General features: G+C 63.0%; 18 protein-coding genes. 11 read left to right on the top strand and 7 right to left on the bottom strand.

Features of this window, described 5'->3' with window-relative positions; translation table 11 throughout:
- Positions 1 to 158: 158 nt before the first annotated feature.
- The 3 genes from PG881_RS07770 to PG881_RS07760 all read left to right on the top strand — a co-directional run bounded on the left by PG881_RS07770 (position 159) and on the right by PG881_RS07760 (position 3,293).
- Positions 159 to 1,802, top strand: coding sequence for a hypothetical protein (locus PG881_RS07770; protein WP_029303209.1), 1,644 nt, complete (start codon positions 159 to 161; stop codon positions 1,800 to 1,802).
- 141 nt (positions 1,803 to 1,943) lie between these two features.
- Complete coding sequence (locus PG881_RS07765; RefSeq protein ID WP_041217502.1) at positions 1,944 to 2,447, top strand: M48 family metallopeptidase; 504 nt, start codon at positions 1,944 to 1,946, stop codon at positions 2,445 to 2,447.
- Positions 2,448 to 2,471: 24 nt separating this feature from the next.
- On the top strand, positions 2,472 to 3,293 hold the full coding sequence (locus tag PG881_RS07760) for a DUF2927 domain-containing protein (RefSeq protein WP_270799067.1): 822 nt from the start codon (positions 2,472 to 2,474) through the stop codon (positions 3,291 to 3,293).
- 135 nt (positions 3,294 to 3,428) lie between these two features.
- Here the strand turns inward: PG881_RS07760 and PG881_RS07755 are convergent, their stop codons facing one another.
- A complete protein-coding gene (locus PG881_RS07755; protein ID WP_011705785.1) occupies positions 3,429 to 3,677 on the bottom strand; it encodes a DinI family protein in 249 nt (82 codons plus the stop codon).
- Positions 3,678 to 3,932: 255 nt separating this feature from the next.
- On the opposite strand from PG881_RS07755, the gene PG881_RS07750 reads away from it, so the two are divergent.
- Together PG881_RS07750 and ykgO are read left to right on the top strand one after the other, a co-directional pair.
- The gene (locus PG881_RS07750; RefSeq protein WP_010634187.1) at positions 3,933 to 4,202 is read left to right on the top strand and encodes a type B 50S ribosomal protein L31; all 270 of its coding nucleotides are present in this window, start codon (positions 3,933 to 3,935) and stop codon (positions 4,200 to 4,202) included.
- Positions 4,199 to 4,324 (top strand): type B 50S ribosomal protein L36, encoded by a 126-nt coding sequence (gene ykgO, locus PG881_RS07745; RefSeq protein WP_005300174.1) that lies wholly within the window; start codon positions 4,199 to 4,201, stop codon positions 4,322 to 4,324. Before PG881_RS07750 ends, ykgO begins: the two co-directional genes overlap by 4 nt.
- 50 nt (positions 4,325 to 4,374) lie before the next feature.
- Here the strand turns inward: ykgO and PG881_RS07740 are convergent, their stop codons facing one another.
- Entirely contained in the window at positions 4,375 to 5,241 is an 867-nt protein-coding gene (locus PG881_RS07740) for a pirin family protein (protein ID WP_270799065.1), read from the bottom strand.
- A 123-nt stretch (positions 5,242 to 5,364) separates the two neighbouring features.
- Here PG881_RS07740 and PG881_RS07735 point away from each other — a divergent pair, with 123 nt between their 5' ends.
- The gene (locus PG881_RS07735; protein WP_270799064.1) at positions 5,365 to 6,270 is read left to right on the top strand and encodes a LysR family transcriptional regulator; all 906 of its coding nucleotides are present in this window, start codon (positions 5,365 to 5,367) and stop codon (positions 6,268 to 6,270) included.
- 94 nt (positions 6,271 to 6,364) lie between these two features.
- Here PG881_RS07735 and araC read toward each other — a convergent pair whose 3' ends face one another.
- The 4 genes from araC to PG881_RS07715 all read right to left on the bottom strand — a co-directional run bounded on the left by araC (position 6,365) and on the right by PG881_RS07715 (position 11,026).
- Positions 6,365 to 7,276 (bottom strand): arabinose operon transcriptional regulator AraC, encoded by a 912-nt coding sequence (araC, locus tag PG881_RS07730; RefSeq protein WP_044799840.1) that lies wholly within the window; start codon positions 7,274 to 7,276, stop codon positions 6,365 to 6,367.
- Positions 7,277 to 7,420: 144 nt separating this feature from the next.
- Positions 7,421 to 8,422 carry an L-arabinose ABC transporter permease AraH gene (gene araH, locus PG881_RS07725; protein ID WP_270799062.1) on the bottom strand — a complete coding sequence of 334 codons (1,002 nt, stop codon included), beginning with the start codon at positions 8,420 to 8,422 and terminating at the stop codon, positions 7,421 to 7,423.
- Positions 8,423 to 8,470: 48 nt separating this feature from the next.
- Positions 8,471 to 9,970 carry an L-arabinose ABC transporter ATP-binding protein AraG gene (gene araG, locus PG881_RS07720; RefSeq protein WP_270799060.1) on the bottom strand — a complete coding sequence of 500 codons (1,500 nt, stop codon included), beginning with the start codon at positions 9,968 to 9,970 and terminating at the stop codon, positions 8,471 to 8,473.
- 72 nt (positions 9,971 to 10,042) lie between these two features.
- Positions 10,043 to 11,026 carry an arabinose ABC transporter substrate-binding protein gene (locus PG881_RS07715; RefSeq protein ID WP_029301096.1) on the bottom strand — a complete coding sequence of 328 codons (984 nt, stop codon included), beginning with the start codon at positions 11,024 to 11,026 and terminating at the stop codon, positions 10,043 to 10,045.
- Between the two features lie 361 nt (positions 11,027 to 11,387).
- On the opposite strand from PG881_RS07715, the gene PG881_RS07710 reads away from it, so the two are divergent.
- From PG881_RS07710 to PG881_RS07690, 5 genes are all read left to right on the top strand, one after another.
- Positions 11,388 to 13,079, top strand: coding sequence for a ribulokinase (locus PG881_RS07710; RefSeq protein WP_270799058.1), 1,692 nt, complete (start codon positions 11,388 to 11,390; stop codon positions 13,077 to 13,079).
- Complete coding sequence (locus PG881_RS07705) at positions 13,076 to 13,774, top strand: L-ribulose-5-phosphate 4-epimerase (RefSeq protein WP_011705776.1); 699 nt, start codon at positions 13,076 to 13,078, stop codon at positions 13,772 to 13,774. The genes PG881_RS07710 and PG881_RS07705 overlap by 4 nt, the downstream gene beginning before the upstream one ends.
- 13 nt (positions 13,775 to 13,787) lie before the next feature.
- Complete coding sequence (gene araA / locus PG881_RS07700) at positions 13,788 to 15,287, top strand: L-arabinose isomerase (protein WP_270799055.1); 1,500 nt, start codon at positions 13,788 to 13,790, stop codon at positions 15,285 to 15,287.
- A 228-nt stretch (positions 15,288 to 15,515) separates the two neighbouring features.
- Positions 15,516 to 16,943 carry an exodeoxyribonuclease I gene (sbcB, locus tag PG881_RS07695; protein ID WP_270799053.1) on the top strand — a complete coding sequence of 476 codons (1,428 nt, stop codon included), beginning with the start codon at positions 15,516 to 15,518 and terminating at the stop codon, positions 16,941 to 16,943.
- A 154-nt stretch (positions 16,944 to 17,097) separates the two neighbouring features.
- Positions 17,098 to 17,604, top strand: a complete 507-nt coding sequence (locus PG881_RS07690; protein ID WP_039214596.1) for a hypothetical protein — start codon at positions 17,098 to 17,100, stop codon at positions 17,602 to 17,604.
- Between the two features lie 72 nt (positions 17,605 to 17,676).
- Here the strand turns inward: PG881_RS07690 and PG881_RS07685 are convergent, their stop codons facing one another.
- Positions 17,677 to 19,386: a glycoside hydrolase family 36 protein gene (locus PG881_RS07685; protein ID WP_270799051.1), complete on the bottom strand. Its 1,710-nt coding sequence runs from the start codon at positions 19,384 to 19,386 to the stop codon at positions 17,677 to 17,679.
- Positions 19,387 to 19,437 lie beyond the last annotated feature (51 nt).

Raw genomic sequence — 19,437 nt, 5'->3', positions numbered from 1 at the left:
GCTTTAGCCGGTTTTGTCAGAAAACGTGCCGCTTTCATGCCGTAAAGCGGCACTTTTACAAATTATTTCAAGCACATTCCCCTCGCCCATTGCATCGTGCTGTCAGGCTCGGCAAGATAGGCCCGCTTTCGAGACTTCCCAGCAGGAACAGGTCACCCATGAATCATGCCATCCGTTTTACCCCTCCTCGCGTCAATCCGGGCCTGCGGCCGCTGGTGATCCTGCTCACCGGTTTGCTGGCCTTGCTGTTCTGCCTGCGCAACCCGCTGTTCCACGGCATGGCGCCAGGTTTCGACGCCTCGCTGTTTGCGGTGATGGGCAAGATGTGGAGCGAAGGGGGCGTGCTTTACCGGGACATGATCGACATCAAGGGCCCCATGATCTTCGCCCTCGACGCCCTCGGCTACGGCCTTGGCGGCTTCTTCGGGATCTGGCTGCTGGAGTGGGCACTCTGCTGGCTGGGGCTGCTGGCCAGCTGGCAGGCGTTTGGTCAGCTCGGCCTCTCCCTGCGGGCCCGGCTCGGCAGCATGCTGGCGGTACTGGCGCTCTACGGCACCCGCTACTACTACGGCAACATGACCGAGGACTGGACGTTCCATCTGGCCCTCATCGCCCAGTGGGCCTTCATCACCATGCTGCTGGACAAGCGCTGCAGCTGGGGACCGGCGCTGGTGGCCGCGCTCACCTTTGCCATCGTCGCCTGGATGCGCACCAACAACGGCGCCTTCTGGGGTGCCTGGTATCTGGTGCTGTTCTGCCACTGGTGCCTGCGCGAACAGTGGCGCTGCGCCCTCTCCCTGCTCTGCTCCAGCCTGCTCGGGCTGGCACTCGTCGGCGGCCCGCTGCTGGCCTACTTCCAGCATCACAACCTGCTGGCCGAATTCAAATACTATGCCTTCGACATCTTCTTCGAGGGGAGCTACGGCAACGGCTTCTCGCCGGATGTGGGCAGTGTCGGCCTGCTGCGCACCGGTCTCATCATGCTGTTGCCCGCCTTCATCGTGCTGATGATGGGGCGCCGTCAGGAGTGGTATCTGCCGGCCCTGTGCGCCACCCTGTTTGGGGTCATCTTCACCCTGATCGCCAACTCGGTCTCCGGCCACGTGTTCGATCACTACGATGTGCTCTATCTGCCGCTGGCCCTGTTGCCGCTCGCCTGCCTGCTGGATCGCAGCGAACAGCAGGCCGATGGCCTCGGCCTGCTCTGCATCTCCCTGGTGGTGCTGACCGCCAGCTGGCTGCTGGCCCAGCAGCTCGGTTACGGCTGGAGCACCAAGGAGTGGTCGCTGGAGCGGGTGCGCGAAGTGCTCGGCAACAGCCTGTTGTGGGCCCTGCCGGTGCTCATCCTGGTGCCCCTGTGGCGCGCCTGGGATGTGCGCAGCGCCACCCCCTGGCTCGCTTCGCTCGCCATGCTGGCCCTGCTGCTCAACAACGCCTGGGAAGGCACCCTGAAGGGCACGCCGTTCAACCCGCCGGCCCAGGTGCGGGTCGATCGGATCAAGGCCGAGACCAGCCCCACCGACAAGATCTGGGTGGATGGCATCCAGCCACAATATTACCTCTGGACCGATCGCCAGCCGGCCTCTGCCTACCTGTTCTTTGCCAACGTCAACCCACCCTACGACGTGCGTGAACGGGTGCTGGCCGACCTCAAGCGCCAGAGTCCCAAGTTCATCATCGCCAAGCCGGATCGGGTGGCCGATGAGCTCAAGAAGCCGAGCTCCCCCTCCAGTCTCGCCTTCTATCAATACCTGGTGAGCCAGTATGAAGAGGTGGATCCGGGCCTCTATCGCAGACGCTGAGCCCCCCTTGACCGAAAAGGGCCGTCATCCCGCGATGACGGCCCTTTTCATTGTACCAACGCAGGCAAGGCCCGAAACGGTAGGCAAGCGGCGACGCGCTGACTACAATGGCGCTCTTTTGATATGACGAGTAATGCAGACATGGCGGAACTGACCTACCTCGGTGGCTACCCCGAGCCCCTCAAGGCCCAGGTGCAACAGCTGATCGCGGCGGGCAAGCTGGGGGACGTGCTGGCCAAGCGTTATCCAGAGACCCATCTCATCCAGAGTGACAAGGCGCTGCTCGCCTACACCATGGAGCTGAAGAACCGCTACCTGAAAAGCTCGGCGCCGCTTGCCAAGGTGATCTTCGACGGCAAGATCAACGTGATCAAGGATGCCCTCGGCCTGCACACCTATGTGAGCCGGGTACAGGGCAGCAAGCTCAAGGCCAAAAACGAGATCCGCATCGCCGCCCTGTTCAAGGAGGCCCACCCGGCCTTCCTGAAGATGATCGTGGTGCACGAGCTGGCCCACCTGAAGGAGAAGGATCACAACAAGGGTTTTTATCAGCTCTGTCAGCATATGGAGCCCGACTATCATCAACTGGAGTTTGATCTGCGGCTCTGGCTCACCTGGCGCGATCTCGAACGGGCCACGCGCTGATCCCGACTGTTTCAAGGAGGAGACATGACTTCATTGCGCCGTTATCTTGCCGTGCGCCACTCAGGCCGGCGCCGGCCGCTCGGCCGCTGGCTGGGGGCGCTCCTGTTGCTGAGCCCCTGGCTGCAGGCCGCCGAGCGTTGGCAGAGCGATGCCTATCTCACCGAGAGTTTCTTCGAGGTCGCCATGAAGCGGGAGTACGGCCACGAACAGAACGTGCACTTCTCCCGCTGGGAACAGCCCATCCGGCTCAAGCTGGTCAACGAATTTGGCGACAAGGCGCTGCAAAGCGAGGTGGTCAAAGTACAGAGCCAGCATCTGGCCGGCATCATAGGCCGTCCCATCGTCCTGGTCAGCGAGCGGCCCAACATCACCCTGATCATGACTGAACGAGCCAAGATGGCGAGCTGGGCCAAGCGCACCATGGGGCAGGATGCCTCCGTCAAGACCGCGCTCAAAGAGGGGCTCTGCATGGCCAACTTCACCACCAATACCCGCCGTGAGATGGCCCGCGCCACCATCATCATTCCGGTGGATTACAGCCGGGCCAAGGGGCGCTTTCTCGACTGCGTGGTGGAGGAGCTCACCCAGGTGATGGGACTGCCCAACGATTCGGACAAGGTGTTCCCCTCCATCTTCAACGACAACAGCATCGACAGCTTTCCGACCGGGCTCGATTACGTGCTGCTCAAGCTCGCCTATCACCCGGCCCTGCAGGCCGGCATGACGGCCAGCGAAGTGCGGGTCGCCCTACCCGTCGCCCTCAAGGCACTGCGTGCCAGCGGCGACATCGCCCAGGCCGATCAGCGGGTGCAGATCAACAGTCTCAAACGCTGGGCAGGGCTTTGACGGTTGAGGATCAAAGGCTGAGTGCTGACGCACCATCCGCTCGGGCTCTCATCCCAGCAGCAACAAAAAACGCAGCCGTGGGCTGCGTTTTTTGTTCGACAAGAGAGGCGCTGGATGAGAGCCCGGCCACCAGGCTCAGGAGGCAACACTCTCCGGCATCCAGCTGTCGGCATTCTCCCACACCTCCTGCACCATGGCTTCTGCCAGCTCCTTGTCCTCCTTGCTGGCGCGGCTGACCGTCAGCGCCATGGCGCTGCCGGGGGCGACCCGCACATGCAGGTCGGGGAACTTCTCGCCCAGTTGCTTGAGCAGCTCCTGACGCAGCGCCTCCATGGTCGAGGTGGGCACCTGATGTTTTTTGTCGATGATGATTTCCAGACGCATAGGATACTTCTCCATGATTTATAACTGTATTTTTATACAGTAAAAATCAAAAGTAAAGTCCGTCATCAACCTCTTGTTGCCAACCCTGCTGCGGCATCACCAAACCCGACCGGTTACCCCGCTTGCCGGAGAGGCAGAACTTCGTTCGGTCTATCGCCCCTGCATCACACAAGACAAAAAATTGTTGATATCTATTCTCAACAAAGGCATGATTTATTTGTTATGTTATAACAATTAAATCATGAGGCCAACATCATGCGTCCCGACATTCACCCCGAGTACCGTCAGGTTCTGTTCCACGACCTGACCGCCAATACCTATTTTCTGGTGGGTTCCACCCTCAAGACCGATCGCACCAAGCTGTGGGAAGACGGCAACACCTACCCCTATGTGACGCTGGATGTCTCCAGTGCGTCACACCCCTTCTATACCGGCAAGCAGAAGCAGGTCAGCAAGGAAGGTCAGGTCGCCCGCTTCGGCCAGCGTTTCGGTCAGTTCTTCAACAAAGGAAAAGCGCAGTCATGAAAGTCCTCTCTTCCCTCAAATCGGCCAAGTCGCGCCACCCCGATTGCCAGATTGTCCGCCGCCGCGGCAAGCTGTTCGTGATCTGCAAGAGCAACCCCAGGTTCAAGGCCCGTCAGCGCTGATCCGCAGCCTCATAAAAACAAGGCCCTCATGGGAGGGCCTTGTCCATTTATCACTCCGGCATCACGCCGAATCTGCCGCTGTTGAAATCATCAATGGCCTGCACTATCTCCTCATGGCTGTTCATCACGAAGGGGCCGTGACCCACAATGGGCTCCTCGATGGGCTCGCCGCTCAGCAGCAGCACAGTAACGTCACTGTTTGCCTCGATCATGACCTGCCGCCCTGCCCGATCCAGCACCACCATCTGCGCCTCCCGGGCGATGGCACTGCCGTTGACCTGTACGGTCCCCTTGAGCACGATGAGCGCGCCGGTCCAGCCTTCGGACAACTCGAGTGTGCTGACACTGCCCTGCACCAGATGCAGATCCCAGACATGCAGCGGACTGAAGGTATGAGCCGGGCCACGGCCCCCCTCAAACTCGCCGGCGATGACCCGCACCGACCCCGCGTCGTTGGCCAGTGCCACCGTCGGAATGTCGCCCGCCAGGATGGGCTGGTAACCGGGCGGCGTCATCTTGTGCCGGCTCGGCAGATTCACCCACAACTGCACCATCTCCAGCTCACCGCCCGACTCGCTGAAGGCCGGGGCGTGAAATTCCTCGTGCAGGATACCGGCGCCGGCGGTCATCCACTGCACATCGCCTGGGCCTATCACGCCGCCCTGACCGGTCGAATCCCGGTGCGCCACTTCGCCCTTGTAGACAATGGTCACCGTCTCGAAACCGCGATGGGGATGCTCACCCACCCCGCGCGGCCGGCTGGTCGGCGTAAAGTTGGCCGGACCGGCATAGTCGAGCAGCAAGAAGGGGCTCAGCTGCTTGCCGTGGCTGTTGTAGGAGAAGAGAGAGCGTACGGGAAAGCCGTCGCCTACCCAGTGAGGACGGGGTGCGCTGTAAACACCGAGGATCTTTTTCATCTGTCGCTCCTGACATATCCGGTGGAATTGAACACTGGAGACAGCATAGTTTCGAGACGAACGGGTGGGTAGACTGCTAAATTGGGCATCAGCGTCCTATTTTTGGAACGATGAGAGCACCCTATGCAGGATCTGAACGATCTCTACTACTTCGTCCAGGTGGTGGATCACGGCGGTTTTGCCCCCGCCGGCCGCGCCATCGGCATGCCCAAATCCCGCCTCAGCCGCCGGATAGCACAGCTCGAAGAGCGGCTCGGCGTGCGGCTGCTCCAGCGCTCGACCCGTCAGTTTGCGGTGACCGAGCTGGGCCGCACCTATTACGAGCACTGCAAGGCGATGCTGGTGGAGGCCGAGGCGGCGCAGGCCGCCATCGAGATGACCCGGGCCGAGCCCTGCGGGCTGATCCGCATGAGCTGCCCCATCGCCCTGTTGCACACCCATGTCGGCCCCATGCTGGCGGATTTCATGGCCCGTCACCCGCAGATCAGGGTCGAACTGGAAGGGACCAATCGGCGGGTCGACCCCATCGCCGAAGGGGTCGATGTGGCCATCCGGGTCAGGCCGCCGCCGCTGCAGGACAGCGAGCTGGTGATCCGGATACTGGCGCAGCGTCGCCAGTGCCTGGTGGCCAGCCCGGCACTCGTCGCACAACAGGGCTTGCCCGCCGCGCCGGCGGATCTGCACGGCTGGCCCAGCATGGGGTTGGGAGCGCCGCGGCAGCACTATGTCTGGTCGCTGTTCGGGCCGCAGGGGGCGCATGCCGACCTCACCCACCAGCCCCGCTTCGTCACCACCGACATGGTGGCGCTGCGCAGTGCGGCGCTGGCCGGGGTCGGGGTGGTGCAGTTGCCGCTGTTGATGGTGCAGGAGCAGCTGACCGCCGCCACCCTGGTCAAGGTGGTTCCCGCCTGGGAGCCTAAGCCCGAACTCATTCACGCCGTGTTCCCCTCACGGCGCGGCCTGCTCCCCTCGGTGCGGGCCCTCATCGACTATCTGGTGGAGCGCTTCACCGCCATCGACGAGGAGTGATGAAGAAAGCAGCGGCCCCCTGCCCCAGGCAGCCACCCCATCATGGGGTGAATGCTGAAGGGACAAGATAGGCCGCAGCCTCAGGCAAGAGGGGTCACAGCGGGGTGGCACACTTGCGGTATTCGGTGGGGCTCACCCCCACCCGCTTTCGAAACACCCGCGAGAAGTAGAGCTGATCGTCATAGCCCACCTGCTGGCCGATGGTGGCCACCGACAGCGGCGTGGTCTGCAGCAGCAGCTTGGCCCGCATGATCCGCTGATCCTCGCGCCAGCGCACTATGCTCACCCCCACCTGCTCGCGAAACAGGTGAGCGAGGCGCGAGGGGGACAAGAACACCTGCTCCGCCAGCGCCTCCACCGAGATCTCGGCGCAGAGCGACTCGCTTAAGATCTGGCACGCCTGGTGAACCCGGTGGTCGATGGCGGGATAGGCATCCAGGGAGGAGGCTTCGTAGCAGCGAATGAGCAGCCGCTCCAGCAGGTTCATGGCGAGCTGCTCCGACATGGGCCGCAGCTGCTGGTGGGTCTCTTCGATATCGAGGAACAGGGCATCGAACTCGGCGAGCAAGGCGGCATCCGCCAGTTGCAATCGCCCCACCCGCTCCGTCACCTGCGGCCACTTGAGCCAGTCGGCCCAGTAGGCCCGCGGCCGGAAATAGACCCAGCGGTGGTACCACTCCTGCGCATCCGGTGCCCGGCCGTAATGGTGCACTGCCGCCGGCGGAAACAACAGCAGATCGCCGGGTTCCACGGTGAAGGCCTGCTCCCCTTGAAAGATCTGCCCCTTGCCCCTGATGGTCAGATTGACGATGAAGCCCTTCATCCCCTGAGGGCGGTCGATGATGAAGTCGAGCGCACTCCCCTGCTCTATGGGGGTCATGCCCGAGACCAGGAAGACATCAAAGGCATAGCCCGGCAGCAGGGGGTTGAGTTGTTTCGGCTTCTCTTTTTGCATCGAGGACATGGCGGAAAACAGCGCTTGGGTAAAAAAATCGGCTTGGGCCATTGTAAAGACTCACCTTGGGAACGCGCTATCCGGCGCGTGGCGCCGTGTGAAATTGGTGAACTGGCTCACAACGGGATGTGTCGTGCGCCATGGGGTAACCCTCTGCAGGCCCGCAGCGCGCGGGCCTGCACCGGTCGGACAGGATCAGATGCGCGCCTTGCGTACCTGCTTGTAGCGGTCGAACAGCACGGCGGCGAGCAGGATGAGGCCACGCACCACATACTGGGCAAACGGGGAGATGTTGAGCAGGTTCATGGCGTTCTCCATCAGCCCCAGGATCAGCACACCGGCGATGATGTAGGAGATCTTGCCGATCCCCCCTTTCATGGAGACCCCTCCCAGCACGCAGGCGGAGATCACCACCAGCTCGAAGCCGATGGAGGTCATGGGCTGACCCGAGGTCACGCGCGAGGCGAGTATGATGCCGGCGATGGAGGCAATCAGCCCGGTCATGGTGAAGATGATGATCTTGGTACGCACCACGTTGACCCCGGCCAGGCGCGCCGCCTCCTCATTGCCCCCCATGGCCAGGGTGTTGCGGCCGAAGGTGGTCTTGTTGAGCAGCAGCCCGAACAGCACGAAGCAGACGGCGGTCAGCCAGACCGGGGTCGGGATGCCGAGCAGGGCGGAGTTGCCGAGCTCGAAGAAACGCTCCTCGACGATGCCCACCGCCTTGCCGTCGGAGATGATGTAACCCACCCCGCGCGCCATCTGCATGGTGGCCAGGGTGGTGATGAGGGCGTTGATCTTGAATTTGGCCACGACTATGCCGTTGATGAGGCCGAACAGCACCCCCACCGACATGCCGGCCAGGATGCCCACCGTGATGCTCTCGGTGGCGTTGATGCCGACCGCACAGGCGACGCCGGAGCAGGCCACCACTGAGCCCACCGACATGTCAAACTCGCCGGAGGCGAGGCAGAACAACATGCCGCAGGCCACCATGCCCGACATGGAGACGGCGAGCCCGAGCCCGCGCATGTTGATCAGGCTGGCGAAGTTGGGCACCAGCACGCAGGCCAGCAGGAACAGGATGGCGAAGATCACCAGCATGCCGTATTGATCCCAGACGCGGGCCAGTTGCAGGCGGGAGCCGCTGGCCGTCGCGGCGCTGGCGGCCTGGCCGACTGAGGTAGTAGTTGTCATGGTATTTCTCCTGAAAATTCCGGGTGCTATCTCGTTGCGGTCAGCGAGTCAACGGGCCGGCATGGCCAGATTGAGCGCCTTGACCTCGTTGGCCTCGTCGTGGGAAAGCTCGCCGGCGATCTCCCCCTCCCGCATGACCATGATCCGATCCGCGATGCCCAGCACTTCCGGCAGCTCGCTGGATACCACCACCACGGCGATGCCCACCTTGGCCAGATCGTAAATCACGTTGTAAATCTCGTTCTTTGCCCCGACGTCGATGCCGCGGGTCGGCTCGTCGAGCAAGATGACCTTCATGTCCTCGGAGAGCCAGCGCCCCAGAATGGCCTTCTGCTGGTTGCCACCGGAGAGGTTCATGATGGCCTGCTGGGGAGACGGGGTCTTGACCCGCATGTCGCGGATCCGCAGCCTCGCGTTCTCGTCCTCCCACTGCTGGTTGATCCAGAAGCCCCCCCACGCGTGGTGACGGCGGGCACTGATGTTGATGTTCTCCTGCACCGAGTGGATGGGGATGATGCCGAGCGCCTTCCTGTCTTCGGTGCAGAGCATGATGCCGCTGCGAATGGCGTCGATGGGGCTGCCGATGACCACCGGCTTGCCGAACACCGCTATCTCGCCGCTGTGCATCTTGTCGGCGCCGAAGATGAGCTTCATCAGCTCGCTGCGCCCGGCCCCCACCAGCCCGAAGATACCGAGGATCTCCCCGCGTTTGACCTCGAACGATAACGGCGCCTTGAGCCCAGGCCCCATCAGGTTATCTACCTTGAGGCCAGCCTCGCCAAGCGGTCTTGGGCTGTAGCCATAGATGTCGGTCAGCTCGCGTCCCACCATGGTCTTGACCAGCAGATCCCGGTCCACCTCGGCCATGGAGGCGAAGGTGCGCACGAACTGGCCGTCCTTGAATACCGTGATGGCGTCGCACAGGGCGAAGATCTCGTCCATCCGATGGGAGACGTAGAGAATGACCTTGCCCTCGTCACGCAGCTGGCGGATGACCCGAAACAGCTGCTCTATCTCGCGCGACGACAGGCTGCTGGTCGGCTCGTCGAAGGCGATGACGCTGGCATCCCGGGTCAGCGCCTTGGCGATCTCCACCATCTGCCACTGCCCGAGCGACAGGTACTTGAGCGGCGTCTCGGGGGAGACATCCATGCCGAGGCGCGCCAGCTGCCTGGCCGCATCCTGATAGAGCTGCTCCCGATCGATGACCCCGCGCCGGGTCGGCAGCTGGCCGAGGTAGATGTTCTCGGCCACCGTCATCTCGGGCACCAGGTGCAACTCCTGATAGATGATGGCGATCCCGCTCTCCAGCGCATCGACCGTGCTCTGAAAGACCCGCTCCTGACCGGCCAGCTTCACCACCCCGGTGGTGGGCGATTGAAAGCCGCTCAGGATCTTGAGCAGGGTGGACTTGCCCGCGCCGTTTTCCCCCATCAGCGCGTGCACCGTGCCCTGCTGGCAACAGAAGGAGACGTTCTTCAGCGCCTTGACGCCGGGAAACTCCTTGCTGATGCCGCAAAACTCCAGATAAGGAACTGACTGATTCATGTTTCACTCCAGCCGACCGGCATGGCGCACTGCGCCATGCCGGTCTCGGTATCAGGGTTTAGATGGCGTCAATCACAGGCCTTTCTTCTGCAGTTCGACCTTGAAGTTGTCGCGGGTGATGAGCACCACGTCGGTCACTTCGGTGAACTTGGCCGGTTCGGCGCCGTTGACCACCCAGTCATGGAGCATCTGGATACTCTTGTAACCGTGCACGTCCGGGCTTGGCAGCAGGGAGCCGAGGAAGCCGGTGGCGCTGGACTTGGAGAGCTCGTTCACCGCATCCACCCCGTTGATGCCGATGCCGATGACGTTCTCGGCCTTGAAGCCCTGCCCTTCGGTGGCGCGCACGCCGCCGAGCACAGTGTTGTCATTCATGCCGACGATGAGCCAGTTCTTCACCTCAGGGTGCTGCACCAGCATGGAGTTGGCGGCATCCAGCGCCCCCGGAATGTCGTTGGCCTTGGTGGGTGAGCGGTAGATCTGCGCTTCGGGGAAACCGGCGGCCTTGAGCGCACTCAAGGAGCCTTCGACCCGGCGGCGGGCGGTGTCGAGCTCGTCGGCGGTGATGGCGAGCACCCCGGTCGCCTTCACGTCCCACTGACGTTTTTGCATCTCCTTGTAGAGCTCCTGGCCCTGGCGTTCACCAATCTTGGTGGCGGCCATCATCACCAGCGGCACCTGCTCCATGGGCTGGCCCTTGGCGTTGACGAACTGGTCGTCCACCGTGATGACCTTCAGATCCATGCTGTTGGCCTTGGCCATGATGGCGGCCCCGAGCTTGGGGTCAGGGGTGCAGATGACGAAGCCCTTGGCGCCGTTGGCCGCCAGGCTGTCGATGGCATTGAGGGTCTTCTCGCCATCGGGGACGGCGATCTTGATCACCTCGAAACCGAGATCCTTGCCCGCCTTGTCGGCGAAGTTCCATTCGGTCTGGAACCAGGGCTCCTCCGGCTGCTTGACCAGATAGCCCAGCTTCAGCGCCTCGGCCGAGAAAGCAGAATTTGCCATACCAAGGGCAAACCCCATTGCGATCATGCTGTTAACGATTTTGTTCATGCGAGTGTCTCCAGGTGTTCTATCAATCCATGTATCCACGCAGTGCTGCTCGTTGAGTCAATCAAGTCGCAGCCATATAAAAACATGCTTAAACAGGACGTTATTGTTGTTGCTAGTTGAGCGAACCAGGTTGTAATCGTTTTCACATGGAAAAATGGAGAGCAGGATCACGCCATGAAATTGCAGCCGTTTTGTCTATGTTTTCAGCAAAATAATCACATAGCGGATCTTCGATGGCCGTCACCCTCTTGCCGGCATAGCGTTTAAATCCATATTTCCAGCAGCCAATGGCTAACCGCTCATCCGGTCCATCTCCTATGGTTCCTCCCCAGTCACCCCTCATTGATGGTCAGGAGCACTTATGTCTGAGCACCCCAGGTCCGAGCAGATCACCATCGGACTCGATTTCGGCAGCGATTCAGTCAGGGCACTCGCCGTGCGCTGCCACGACGGCGCCGAGCTGGCAACCCAGGTCGTCTATTACCCGCGCTGGCAGGCCGGTCGTTACTGTCAGCCGGTCACCAACCAGTTTCGCCACCACCCCCTCGACTATCTGGAATCCATGGAGCAGGCGGTGGTCGCGGTAGTGAGCCAGCTCACCCCGCGTCAGCGCGCCGCCGTGCGCGGCATCGGGGTGGACAGCACAGGCTCCACGCCAGCACCCATCGACGAGGAAGGCCGTGTACTGGCCCTGCGCCCGGAGTTTGCCGACAACCCCAACGCCATGTTCGTGCTGTGGAAGGATCACACCGCCATCGAGGAGGCCGAGGCCATCACGGCGCTGTGCCACGGCGGCCAGTTCCCCGACTACAGCCGCTACATCGGCGGGGTCTACTCCTCCGAGTGGTTCTGGGCCAAGATCCTGCACGTCTCCCGCAGTGACGCGGCGGTGCGCGCCACCGCCTGCAACTGGGTCGAGCTGTGCGACTGGGTCCCCGCCATCCTGAGCGGCACCCAGGCCCCGGCCGACATTCGGCGCGGGCGCTGCTCCGCTGGCCACAAGTCCCTCTGGCACCCGAGCTGGGGCGGCCTGCCCCCCGCCGAGTTTCTCAACGCGCTGGATCCGCTGTTGACCGAGGATCTCGACTACCCCCTCTTTACCGACAGCTGGACCGCCGATCTGCCGGTCGGCACCCTGACCCCGGAGTGGGCGGAGCGGCTGCACCTCTCCTGCGAGGTGGTGATCGCCGGCGGGGCCTTTGACTGCCACATGGGCGCGGTGGGAGCCGGGGCCGGCAACAATGCGCTGGTCAAGGTAATAGGCACCTCCACCTGCGACATCCTGATCGCCGACAAAGCCACCATAGGTGATCGGGCCATTTCCGGGATCTGCGGCCAGGTGGACGGCAGCGTGGTGCCGGGCATGGTGGGGCTGGAGGCGGGGCAATCGGCGTTTGGCGACATCTATGCCTGGTATCAGCGCCAGCTCGGCTGGCCGCTGGAGAGCCTAGCAGCCCAATATCCGGAGCTGCGCACCGCCATCGAGGCCCACAAGCGGGAGCTGCTGCCAAGCCTCGCCGCCGCCTGGGAGCAGCAGCGCGATCTGGCCCATCTGCCGGTGGTGCTCGACTGGTTCAACGGTCGCCGTACCCCTTATGCCAACCAGCGCCTGCAGGGCACCGTCACCGGGCTCAACCTCGGCACCGATGCACCCGACCTGTTCGGTGCCCTGGTGGCCTCCACCGCCTTCGGGGCTCGCAGCATCATGGAGTGCATGACCAGCCAGCAGGTGCCGGTGGAGCAGGTGATCGCCCTTGGCGGCATCGCCCGCAAATCGGCCACCGTGATGCAGACCTGCGCCGACGTGATGAACAGGCCCATCCAGGTAGTGGCCTCGGATCAGTGCTGCGCCCTGGGGGCGGCCATCTTTGCCGCCGTGGCGGCCGGGATCCACGCCGATGTGGCCAAGGCCCAGCACCACATGGCGAGCGCCGTGGAGCGCACCCACCAGCCTGACCCTGAGCGGGTCGCCGAATACGAGCGCCTCTACCAGCGCTACCTCGCCTGGGGCGCCGCCGCCGAGCCGCTCTACAACCGGGGGGGACCGGCATGAACCTCAAGATGCTCAAGGAACAGGTGCTCGTCGCCAACCTGGATCTGCCGCGCCACGAGCTGGTGACCTTCACCTGGGGCAACGTCAGCGGCATCGACCGAGAGCGCAATCTGGTGGTGATAAAGCCGAGCGGTGTCAGTTATGAGCGGATGCTGCTCGAAGACATGGTGGTGCTGGATCTGGCCGGCAAGCAGGTGGAAGGCGCCTTGCGCCCCTCCTCCGACACCGCCACCCACCTGGTGCTCTATCGCGCCTATCCGGAGCTTGGCGGCGTGGTGCACACCCACTCCACCCACGCCACCGCCTGGGCCCAGGCGGGGCGCCCCATCCCCATTTTCGGCACCACCCAGGCCGACTACTTTCATGGCGAGATCCCCTGCTCGCGCCTGCTCACCCCGGGTGAAGTGGAGGAGGATTACGAGGGGCTGACCGGTCATCTCATCGTCGAGACCCTCAAGCAGACCCCCATCCTCACCATGCCGGGGGTGCTGGTGGCCAACCACGGCCCCTTCAGCTGGGGCAAGAGCGCCGAGGACGCGGTACACAACGCCGTGGTGCTGGAGGAGGTGGCGCGCATGGCCTGGCTCACCGGCCAGATCAACCCCGCGGCCCGCCCCCTGCCCGATTACCTGCTGGAGAAGCATTACCAGCGCAAACATGGCAAACACGCCTATTACGGCCAGACAAAAGCATAAAGAGGACACCAAGATGGAATTGATGAAACAGCTGGAAGTGTGGTTCCTGGTCGGCAGCCAGCACCTGTATGGCGCCGCCACCCTGAAGCAGGTGGCCGATCACGCCCACACCATCACCAGCCAGCTCAACGAGCGCGCCGGCCTGCCGGTCAAGATCGTGCTCAAACCCACCGGCACCACCCTCGACGAGATAAGCGCGGTAGCCCGCGATGCCAACCACGATGAGCGCTGCATCGGGCTCATGGTGTGGATGCACACCTTCTCCCCCGCCAAGATGTGGATCCCGGCCCTCAGCCAGTTGCAAAAACCCCTGCTGCAATTTCACACCCAGTTCAACCGGGATCTGCCGTGGAGCGAGATCGACATGGACTTCATGAACCTGAACCAGACCGCCCACGGCGGCCGTGAGTTCGGTTTCATGGGGGCCCGGCTGCGCCTGCCGCGCACCGTGGTGGTCGGTCACTGGCAGGATGAAGAGGCCCACCGCAAGCTGGGTAACTGGATGCGGGTCGCCGCCGCCATTCACGACAGTCGCCACCTGAAGATCGCCCGCTTTGGCGACAACATGCGCAACGTGGCGGTCACCGAGGGCGACAAGATTGAGGCCCAGATCCAGTTTGGCTATCAGGTGAACTACCACCCGGTCGGCGATCTGGTGAAGGTGATCGACGCCGTGCCTGCAAGCGACATCGAGGTGCTGCTGGCCGAATACGAAGAAACCTACACCCTGACCGAGGCGGTGCAGGCAGGTGGGGAGCTTCGCGCTTCTCTCTATGAGGCGGCGCGCCAGGAGCTGGGGATGAAAAAGTTCCTCACCGACGGCGGCTTTGGCGCCTTCACCACCACCTTTGAAGACCTTCACGGCCTGCACCAGCTGCCGGGGCTGGCCTGTCAGCGCCTGATGCAGCAAGGCTTCGGCTTTGGGGCAGAAGGGGACTGGAAGACCGCGGCCCTGCTGCGCACCCTCAAGGTGATGGGGGCCGGTCTTGCGGGCGGCACCTCCTTCATGGAGGACTACACCTACCACCTGGAGGCGGGCAACAACCTGGTGCTGGGGGCCCACATGCTGGAGGTGTGCCCCTCCATCGCCGCCAATAAACCCGTGCTGGATGCCCAGCATCTGGGCATAGGCAAGAAGGCCGACCCGGCCCGCCTGCTGTTTGCGGCCCCCGCCGGCAAGGCGGTCAACGCCAGCCTGATCGATCTGGGCAACCGCTTCCGGCTGGTGGTCAATCAGCTGGAAGTGGTGGACTTGCCAGAGGCCATGCCGAAACTGCCGGTGGCCAGCGCCCTGTGGAACCCCATGCCGGACCTGCAGACCAGCGCCGAGGCCTGGATCCTGGCCGGAGCCGCCCACCACTCGGTGTTCACCCAGTCGGTGGATATCGAGCAGCTGCGTACCTTCGCCGACCTCATGGGCATAGAGTGCGTGGTCATCGACCAGCACACCCGCATCCCCGAACTCAAGCAGACCCTGCAGTGGAACGAGGTCTACTACAAGCTCTGTCACTGAGCCCGCCACCAGAAAACCTGGACAGCCCCGCCAGCGGGGCTGTCTCTTTTTACTCTGCTCCCCTCCTTTTCATCTTCCATTGATGCAGGCCTGCCCAATAAAGCGGCAGCCGACCGGTCTACCCTTCGTTCTGCCTGCGCTATGGTTTACCATGCAGGCAACCGAGGTGCATGGCACCCCCACCCTGGCGCCAGGCGCCACCGTCATCGGATATCCCTCTCGAGCAACATGAGCAAAACAGCACACGCCGGCAGCGAGCCCACATTTTTCTTTCACGACTACGAGACCTTCGGCATCAGCCCGGCCAAGGACAGACCGGCGCAGTTTGCCGGCATTCGTACCGACGGGGATTTCAACCTCATCGGCGAGCCGCTGGTGATTTACTGCAAGCCGCCCGCTGACTATCTGCCGGAGCCGGAGGCGTGCCTGATCACCGGCATCACGCCGCAAAAAGCGATGAAGGACGGGCTGTGCGAGGCGGATTTCATCCGTCAGATACACGAGCAGTTCGCCACCCCGGGCACCTGCGTGCTGGGCTACAACAGCATCCGTTTCGATGACGAGGTGACCCGTTACACCCTCTATCGCAACTTCTATGACCCCTATGCCTATGCCTGGCAGAACGGCAACTCCCGCTGGGATATCCTCGACATGCTGCGGGCCTGCTACGCCCTGCGCCCGGAGGGGATCGAATGGGCGTTTGACGAAGAGGGCAAGCCGAGCTTCAAGCTGGAGAAGCTCACCGTCGCCAATGGCGTGGCCCACGCCAATGCCCACGATGCGCTCTCGGACGTGCTGGCCACCATCGAGATGGCCAAGCTGGTGAAAAAGGCCCAGCCCAAGCTGTTCGGCTACCTGTTTGACCTTCGCAACAAGAACAAGGTGAAGGCCCTCATCGACGTGGTGACCATGAAGCCGCTGGTGCACGTCTCCGGCATGTTCTCCCCCTGGCTGGGGTGTGCAAGCTGGGTCTCGCCGCTCGCCTGGCACCCCACCAACCAGAACGCGGTGATCATGGTGGATCTGACCCGCGACCCCACCCCGCTCATCGAGCTCACCAGCGAGGAGATCCGCGAGCGCCTCTACACCAAGAAAGAGGAGCTGGGGGATCTGGCCGGTATTCCGGTGAAGCTGGTACACATCAACAAGTGCCCGGTGCTGGCGCCGGCCGCCACCCTGACGGCGGAGCGTGCCGACCAGCTTGGCATCGACCGGGAGCAGTGCCGCAAGAGCCTGGATCTGCTGCGCGCCCACCCCGAAGTGCGGGAAAAACTGGTGGAAGTGTTCAATCAGGAGTTTGCCGGCAACAATGACGGCGACCCGGATACCCAGCTCTACGCCGGCTTCTTCGGTCACGGCGACAAGTCCACCATGGATCTGGTGCGCGCCACCCCGGCGGATCTGCTGGGTGAGCGGGAGTTTGCCTTCACCGACTCACGGCTGCCGGAAATGCTGTTCCGCTACCGTGCCCGCAACTGGCCGCACACCTTGAGCGAAGCGGAGCAAAAGCGCTGGCGCCTGCACTGCAGCGACTACTTCAGCCGCCGTCTGCCCGACTATGTACCGCGCCTCGAGGCGCTGGCCGAGCAGAATCAGGGTAACGAACGGAACTTTGCCATCCTCAAGAGCCTCTATCACTACCTCGAAAATCTGTGAGATGTGACCCGCCTCACGGTTAAATGACTGTACGCTCCCCCGCCCCGCGACATAATGGGAAGGGGAGCAAAGACTCCTGATGTTTCAATTATTTGTGCGCTAACATTGCACTAACGGCCGGTTGGCCTATCGACCCTTGGGGATGCCGCATCCGATGCGTTCAGGATTATCCGGTTTTGGTTTGCTCATCTGCGCCCTGCTGCCATCGGCCAGCATGGCGGGTGTGCGTTTTGATGTCCCCGACTATCTGTTGCAGTTGCCGCAGCAGACTTACCAGCTGATTGAAAGCAACTTCAGCCGCCTCTATCAGCAGACCGACTTTACCCCCCAGATCACCAACAGCTATTTCAACCGCTCCGATCTCTACAACTTCGTCGGCGTGCCGCTGGCCATCACCCCCCAGGCCGGTTTCCAGCTGGAAGTGTTCGGCCAGCTCTACAACCGCGCCTCCCAAAGCTATGTGCACATGAGCCAGGACATGTCGCTCTATCGGATGATCCGGGCCGACATGATGGGCAACACCAACGACGAGGTCGCCCTCGGCATGGGGCTCGGCATTCCGCTCACTGCGCAGCTCACCTTCAAGGCCCTGCTCTCCAGCAACGAGATCCCGGGCTATGGCGCCGCCAATTACGCCATCGGCTTCGAGTGGCGTTACTGACTCCGGTATAGCTGCGCCTTTCACAATACATTCAGGCTCCCGTGGGAGCCTGAATCATGATTGCCAGCCTGCTCAGCGGTAACGGATCACCCGCCCCTCGCCCCCCTGTAGGGTGAGCGCGGTACCGACTGCCCCCTCATCCCAGAAATCTTCGCCCCCTGCCGGCAACAGGAACTCCTGAGGCTGTGCCTCCCAGTTGAAGAGGCAGAGCAGGGTGCCGCCCTCGGGCAGGCTCACCTCGCCACAGGCAAAGTCCATCGACTCGAAACGGGCGCCAGGGGCGCGCGCCGCACAGAGCTCGAGCAGCCTGCGCAGTTGCGCCGCCTGCACCTCGTCGAGATCCTGCAGCCTGTCCCCGGCCAGCATCATGCCGCCGCTTGCCACCAGCGCCGCCAGATGGAAATGGTATTCGGCAGGGCTCGCCTGCTGGCTTGGCAGATCCCGCAAACAGATGCAGTCAGGGTCGAGGGCCCACAGCCGGTCGTTCTGCCAGGCGCGGCAGAACGCCTCGCGAGCGATCTGGCGATAGCGATGGCCACTGCGCTCCACGTCATCGCTCACCCGCATGCCGTGCACCAGCCCAAGGCTTGGCCAAATGGGGGCGTTGCAGCCGAGCAGGAAGGCCCCCTCGCCCGCTCCGCGCAGGATGGCGGCCATGCCGCGTCGGTAGGCCTCCACCCGGGTGGCGGCCGGGTCGTGGAAGCGGCCGCCGTGGATGGCCCCCCAGAAGTTGGCGTCGAGCTTGAAGTAGTGGATGCCCCACTGTTCGCGCAGGGTACGGAACACCCGTTCGAGGTGAGCCTGCACCTCGGGGTGGGTGCCATCCAGCACATACCAGGGGGTGCAGCGCCAGCCGCCGTAGGTAACCCGCTCGGAGGGCAGCGGCAGCCCGTCATCCCCCTTCACAAACCAGTGGGGGTGATCCTGAAACACCTGCGAACCGGGTTCGGCGATAAAGGGAGCCACCCAGAGTGCGGGCTCGCAGCCGGCGCCTTTGATCTCGGCGGCCAGGGAGGCCACCCCCTGCTCGAACTTGGCCGACGGGGTGAGCCAGTCACCCATCTTGGCCTGATAGCCGTCGTCGATCTGCACGTAGCGCAGCGCCGGGAAACGCGCGGCACGCACCTGCAGGTTCTCGCGAATGTCGGCGGCGCTCACGTCCGCGTAGTAGTGATACCAGGAGCACCAGCCGCTGGGGCGTTCGCCAACCTGGCCGATCAGCGAGCCATGCTCGGCCTCGATCCGCTGCGCCAGTTCAGCCAGCAGCGCCTCCCGATCTTTCCCCTCGAGGCAGAGCAGCGCCTCGCTCTGCCAGAACTGGCCGGCCGGGAGTACACGCCCCTCACCGTTCATCAGGATCTGCAGCCGGCCATCGGGGTAGAGCCGAAACTCCCCGCCAAAGCGCTGACAACTGGCAAAGGCGAGCAGCAACCAGCCCTTGTCATGCTCCACCAGCAGCAGGTTGTGCACCGTGTGATAACCCTGATCATCGGTGATCCGATAGACACCGGCATCGGGACAGCGACCGACCGGCTGCGGCGCTTGCCAGCTACCCATGGTCTGGGCCAGCATCTGGAAGCCTTCGCCGTAGATGGAGCACGCAGGCGAGAGGCCGAGCTTGCCGTCAAACAGCGTCCAGTGCCCGACCCGGGCCTCGCTGCGGCCGGTGTTGTCGAGCCGCACCCGGCACAGGGGCCCCTCCCACTGGCGGGTTTGCAGCAACGAAGGGGGCAGATGGTGGTCGTCCGCCAGCTGGCGCAGGCGGGACAAGAGAGATGTCATGGCGACTCCTTGTGGTTCGAAAAGGGTTCTATCTGAAAATATTCAATTAAA

It is taken from the genome of Aeromonas sp. QDB54 (genome assembly GCF_027707385.1).
GTDB lineage: Bacteria > Pseudomonadota > Gammaproteobacteria > Enterobacterales > Aeromonadaceae > Aeromonas > Aeromonas hydrophila.
This window is presented reverse-complemented; position numbering and strand designations above follow the sequence as displayed.

Coding starts and splice junctions, on each gene's coding strand:
- araA (WP_270799055.1), top strand. CDS start 13,788: ATGGAATTGATGAAACAGCTGGAAGTGTGGTTCCTGGTCGGCAGCCAG.
- araC (WP_044799840.1), bottom strand. CDS start 7,276: ATGGCCCAAGCCGATTTTTTTACCCAAGCGCTGTTTTCCGCCATGTCC.
- PG881_RS07740 (WP_270799065.1), bottom strand. CDS start 5,241: ATGAAAAAGATCCTCGGTGTTTACAGCGCACCCCGTCCTCACTGGGTA.
- PG881_RS07770 (WP_029303209.1), top strand. CDS start 159: ATGAATCATGCCATCCGTTTTACCCCTCCTCGCGTCAATCCGGGCCTG.
- PG881_RS07685 (WP_270799051.1), bottom strand. CDS start 19,386: ATGACATCTCTCTTGTCCCGCCTGCGCCAGCTGGCGGACGACCACCAT.
- PG881_RS07755 (WP_011705785.1), bottom strand. CDS start 3,677: ATGCGTCTGGAAATCATCATCGACAAAAAACATCAGGTGCCCACCTCG.
- PG881_RS07715 (WP_029301096.1), bottom strand. CDS start 11,026: ATGAACAAAATCGTTAACAGCATGATCGCAATGGGGTTTGCCCTTGGT.
- sbcB (WP_270799053.1), top strand. CDS start 15,516: ATGAGCAAAACAGCACACGCCGGCAGCGAGCCCACATTTTTCTTTCAC.
- PG881_RS07735 (WP_270799064.1), top strand. CDS start 5,365: ATGCAGGATCTGAACGATCTCTACTACTTCGTCCAGGTGGTGGATCAC.
- PG881_RS07690 (WP_039214596.1), top strand. CDS start 17,098: ATGCGTTCAGGATTATCCGGTTTTGGTTTGCTCATCTGCGCCCTGCTG.
- PG881_RS07765 (WP_041217502.1), top strand. CDS start 1,944: ATGGCGGAACTGACCTACCTCGGTGGCTACCCCGAGCCCCTCAAGGCC.
- PG881_RS07710 (WP_270799058.1), top strand. CDS start 11,388: ATGTCTGAGCACCCCAGGTCCGAGCAGATCACCATCGGACTCGATTTC.
- PG881_RS07705 (WP_011705776.1), top strand. CDS start 13,076: ATGAACCTCAAGATGCTCAAGGAACAGGTGCTCGTCGCCAACCTGGAT.
- araG (WP_270799060.1), bottom strand. CDS start 9,970: ATGAATCAGTCAGTTCCTTATCTGGAGTTTTGCGGCATCAGCAAGGAG.
- araH (WP_270799062.1), bottom strand. CDS start 8,422: ATGACAACTACTACCTCAGTCGGCCAGGCCGCCAGCGCCGCGACGGCC.
- PG881_RS07760 (WP_270799067.1), top strand. CDS start 2,472: ATGACTTCATTGCGCCGTTATCTTGCCGTGCGCCACTCAGGCCGGCGC.
- ykgO (WP_005300174.1), top strand. CDS start 4,199: ATGAAAGTCCTCTCTTCCCTCAAATCGGCCAAGTCGCGCCACCCCGAT.
- PG881_RS07750 (WP_010634187.1), top strand. CDS start 3,933: ATGCGTCCCGACATTCACCCCGAGTACCGTCAGGTTCTGTTCCACGAC.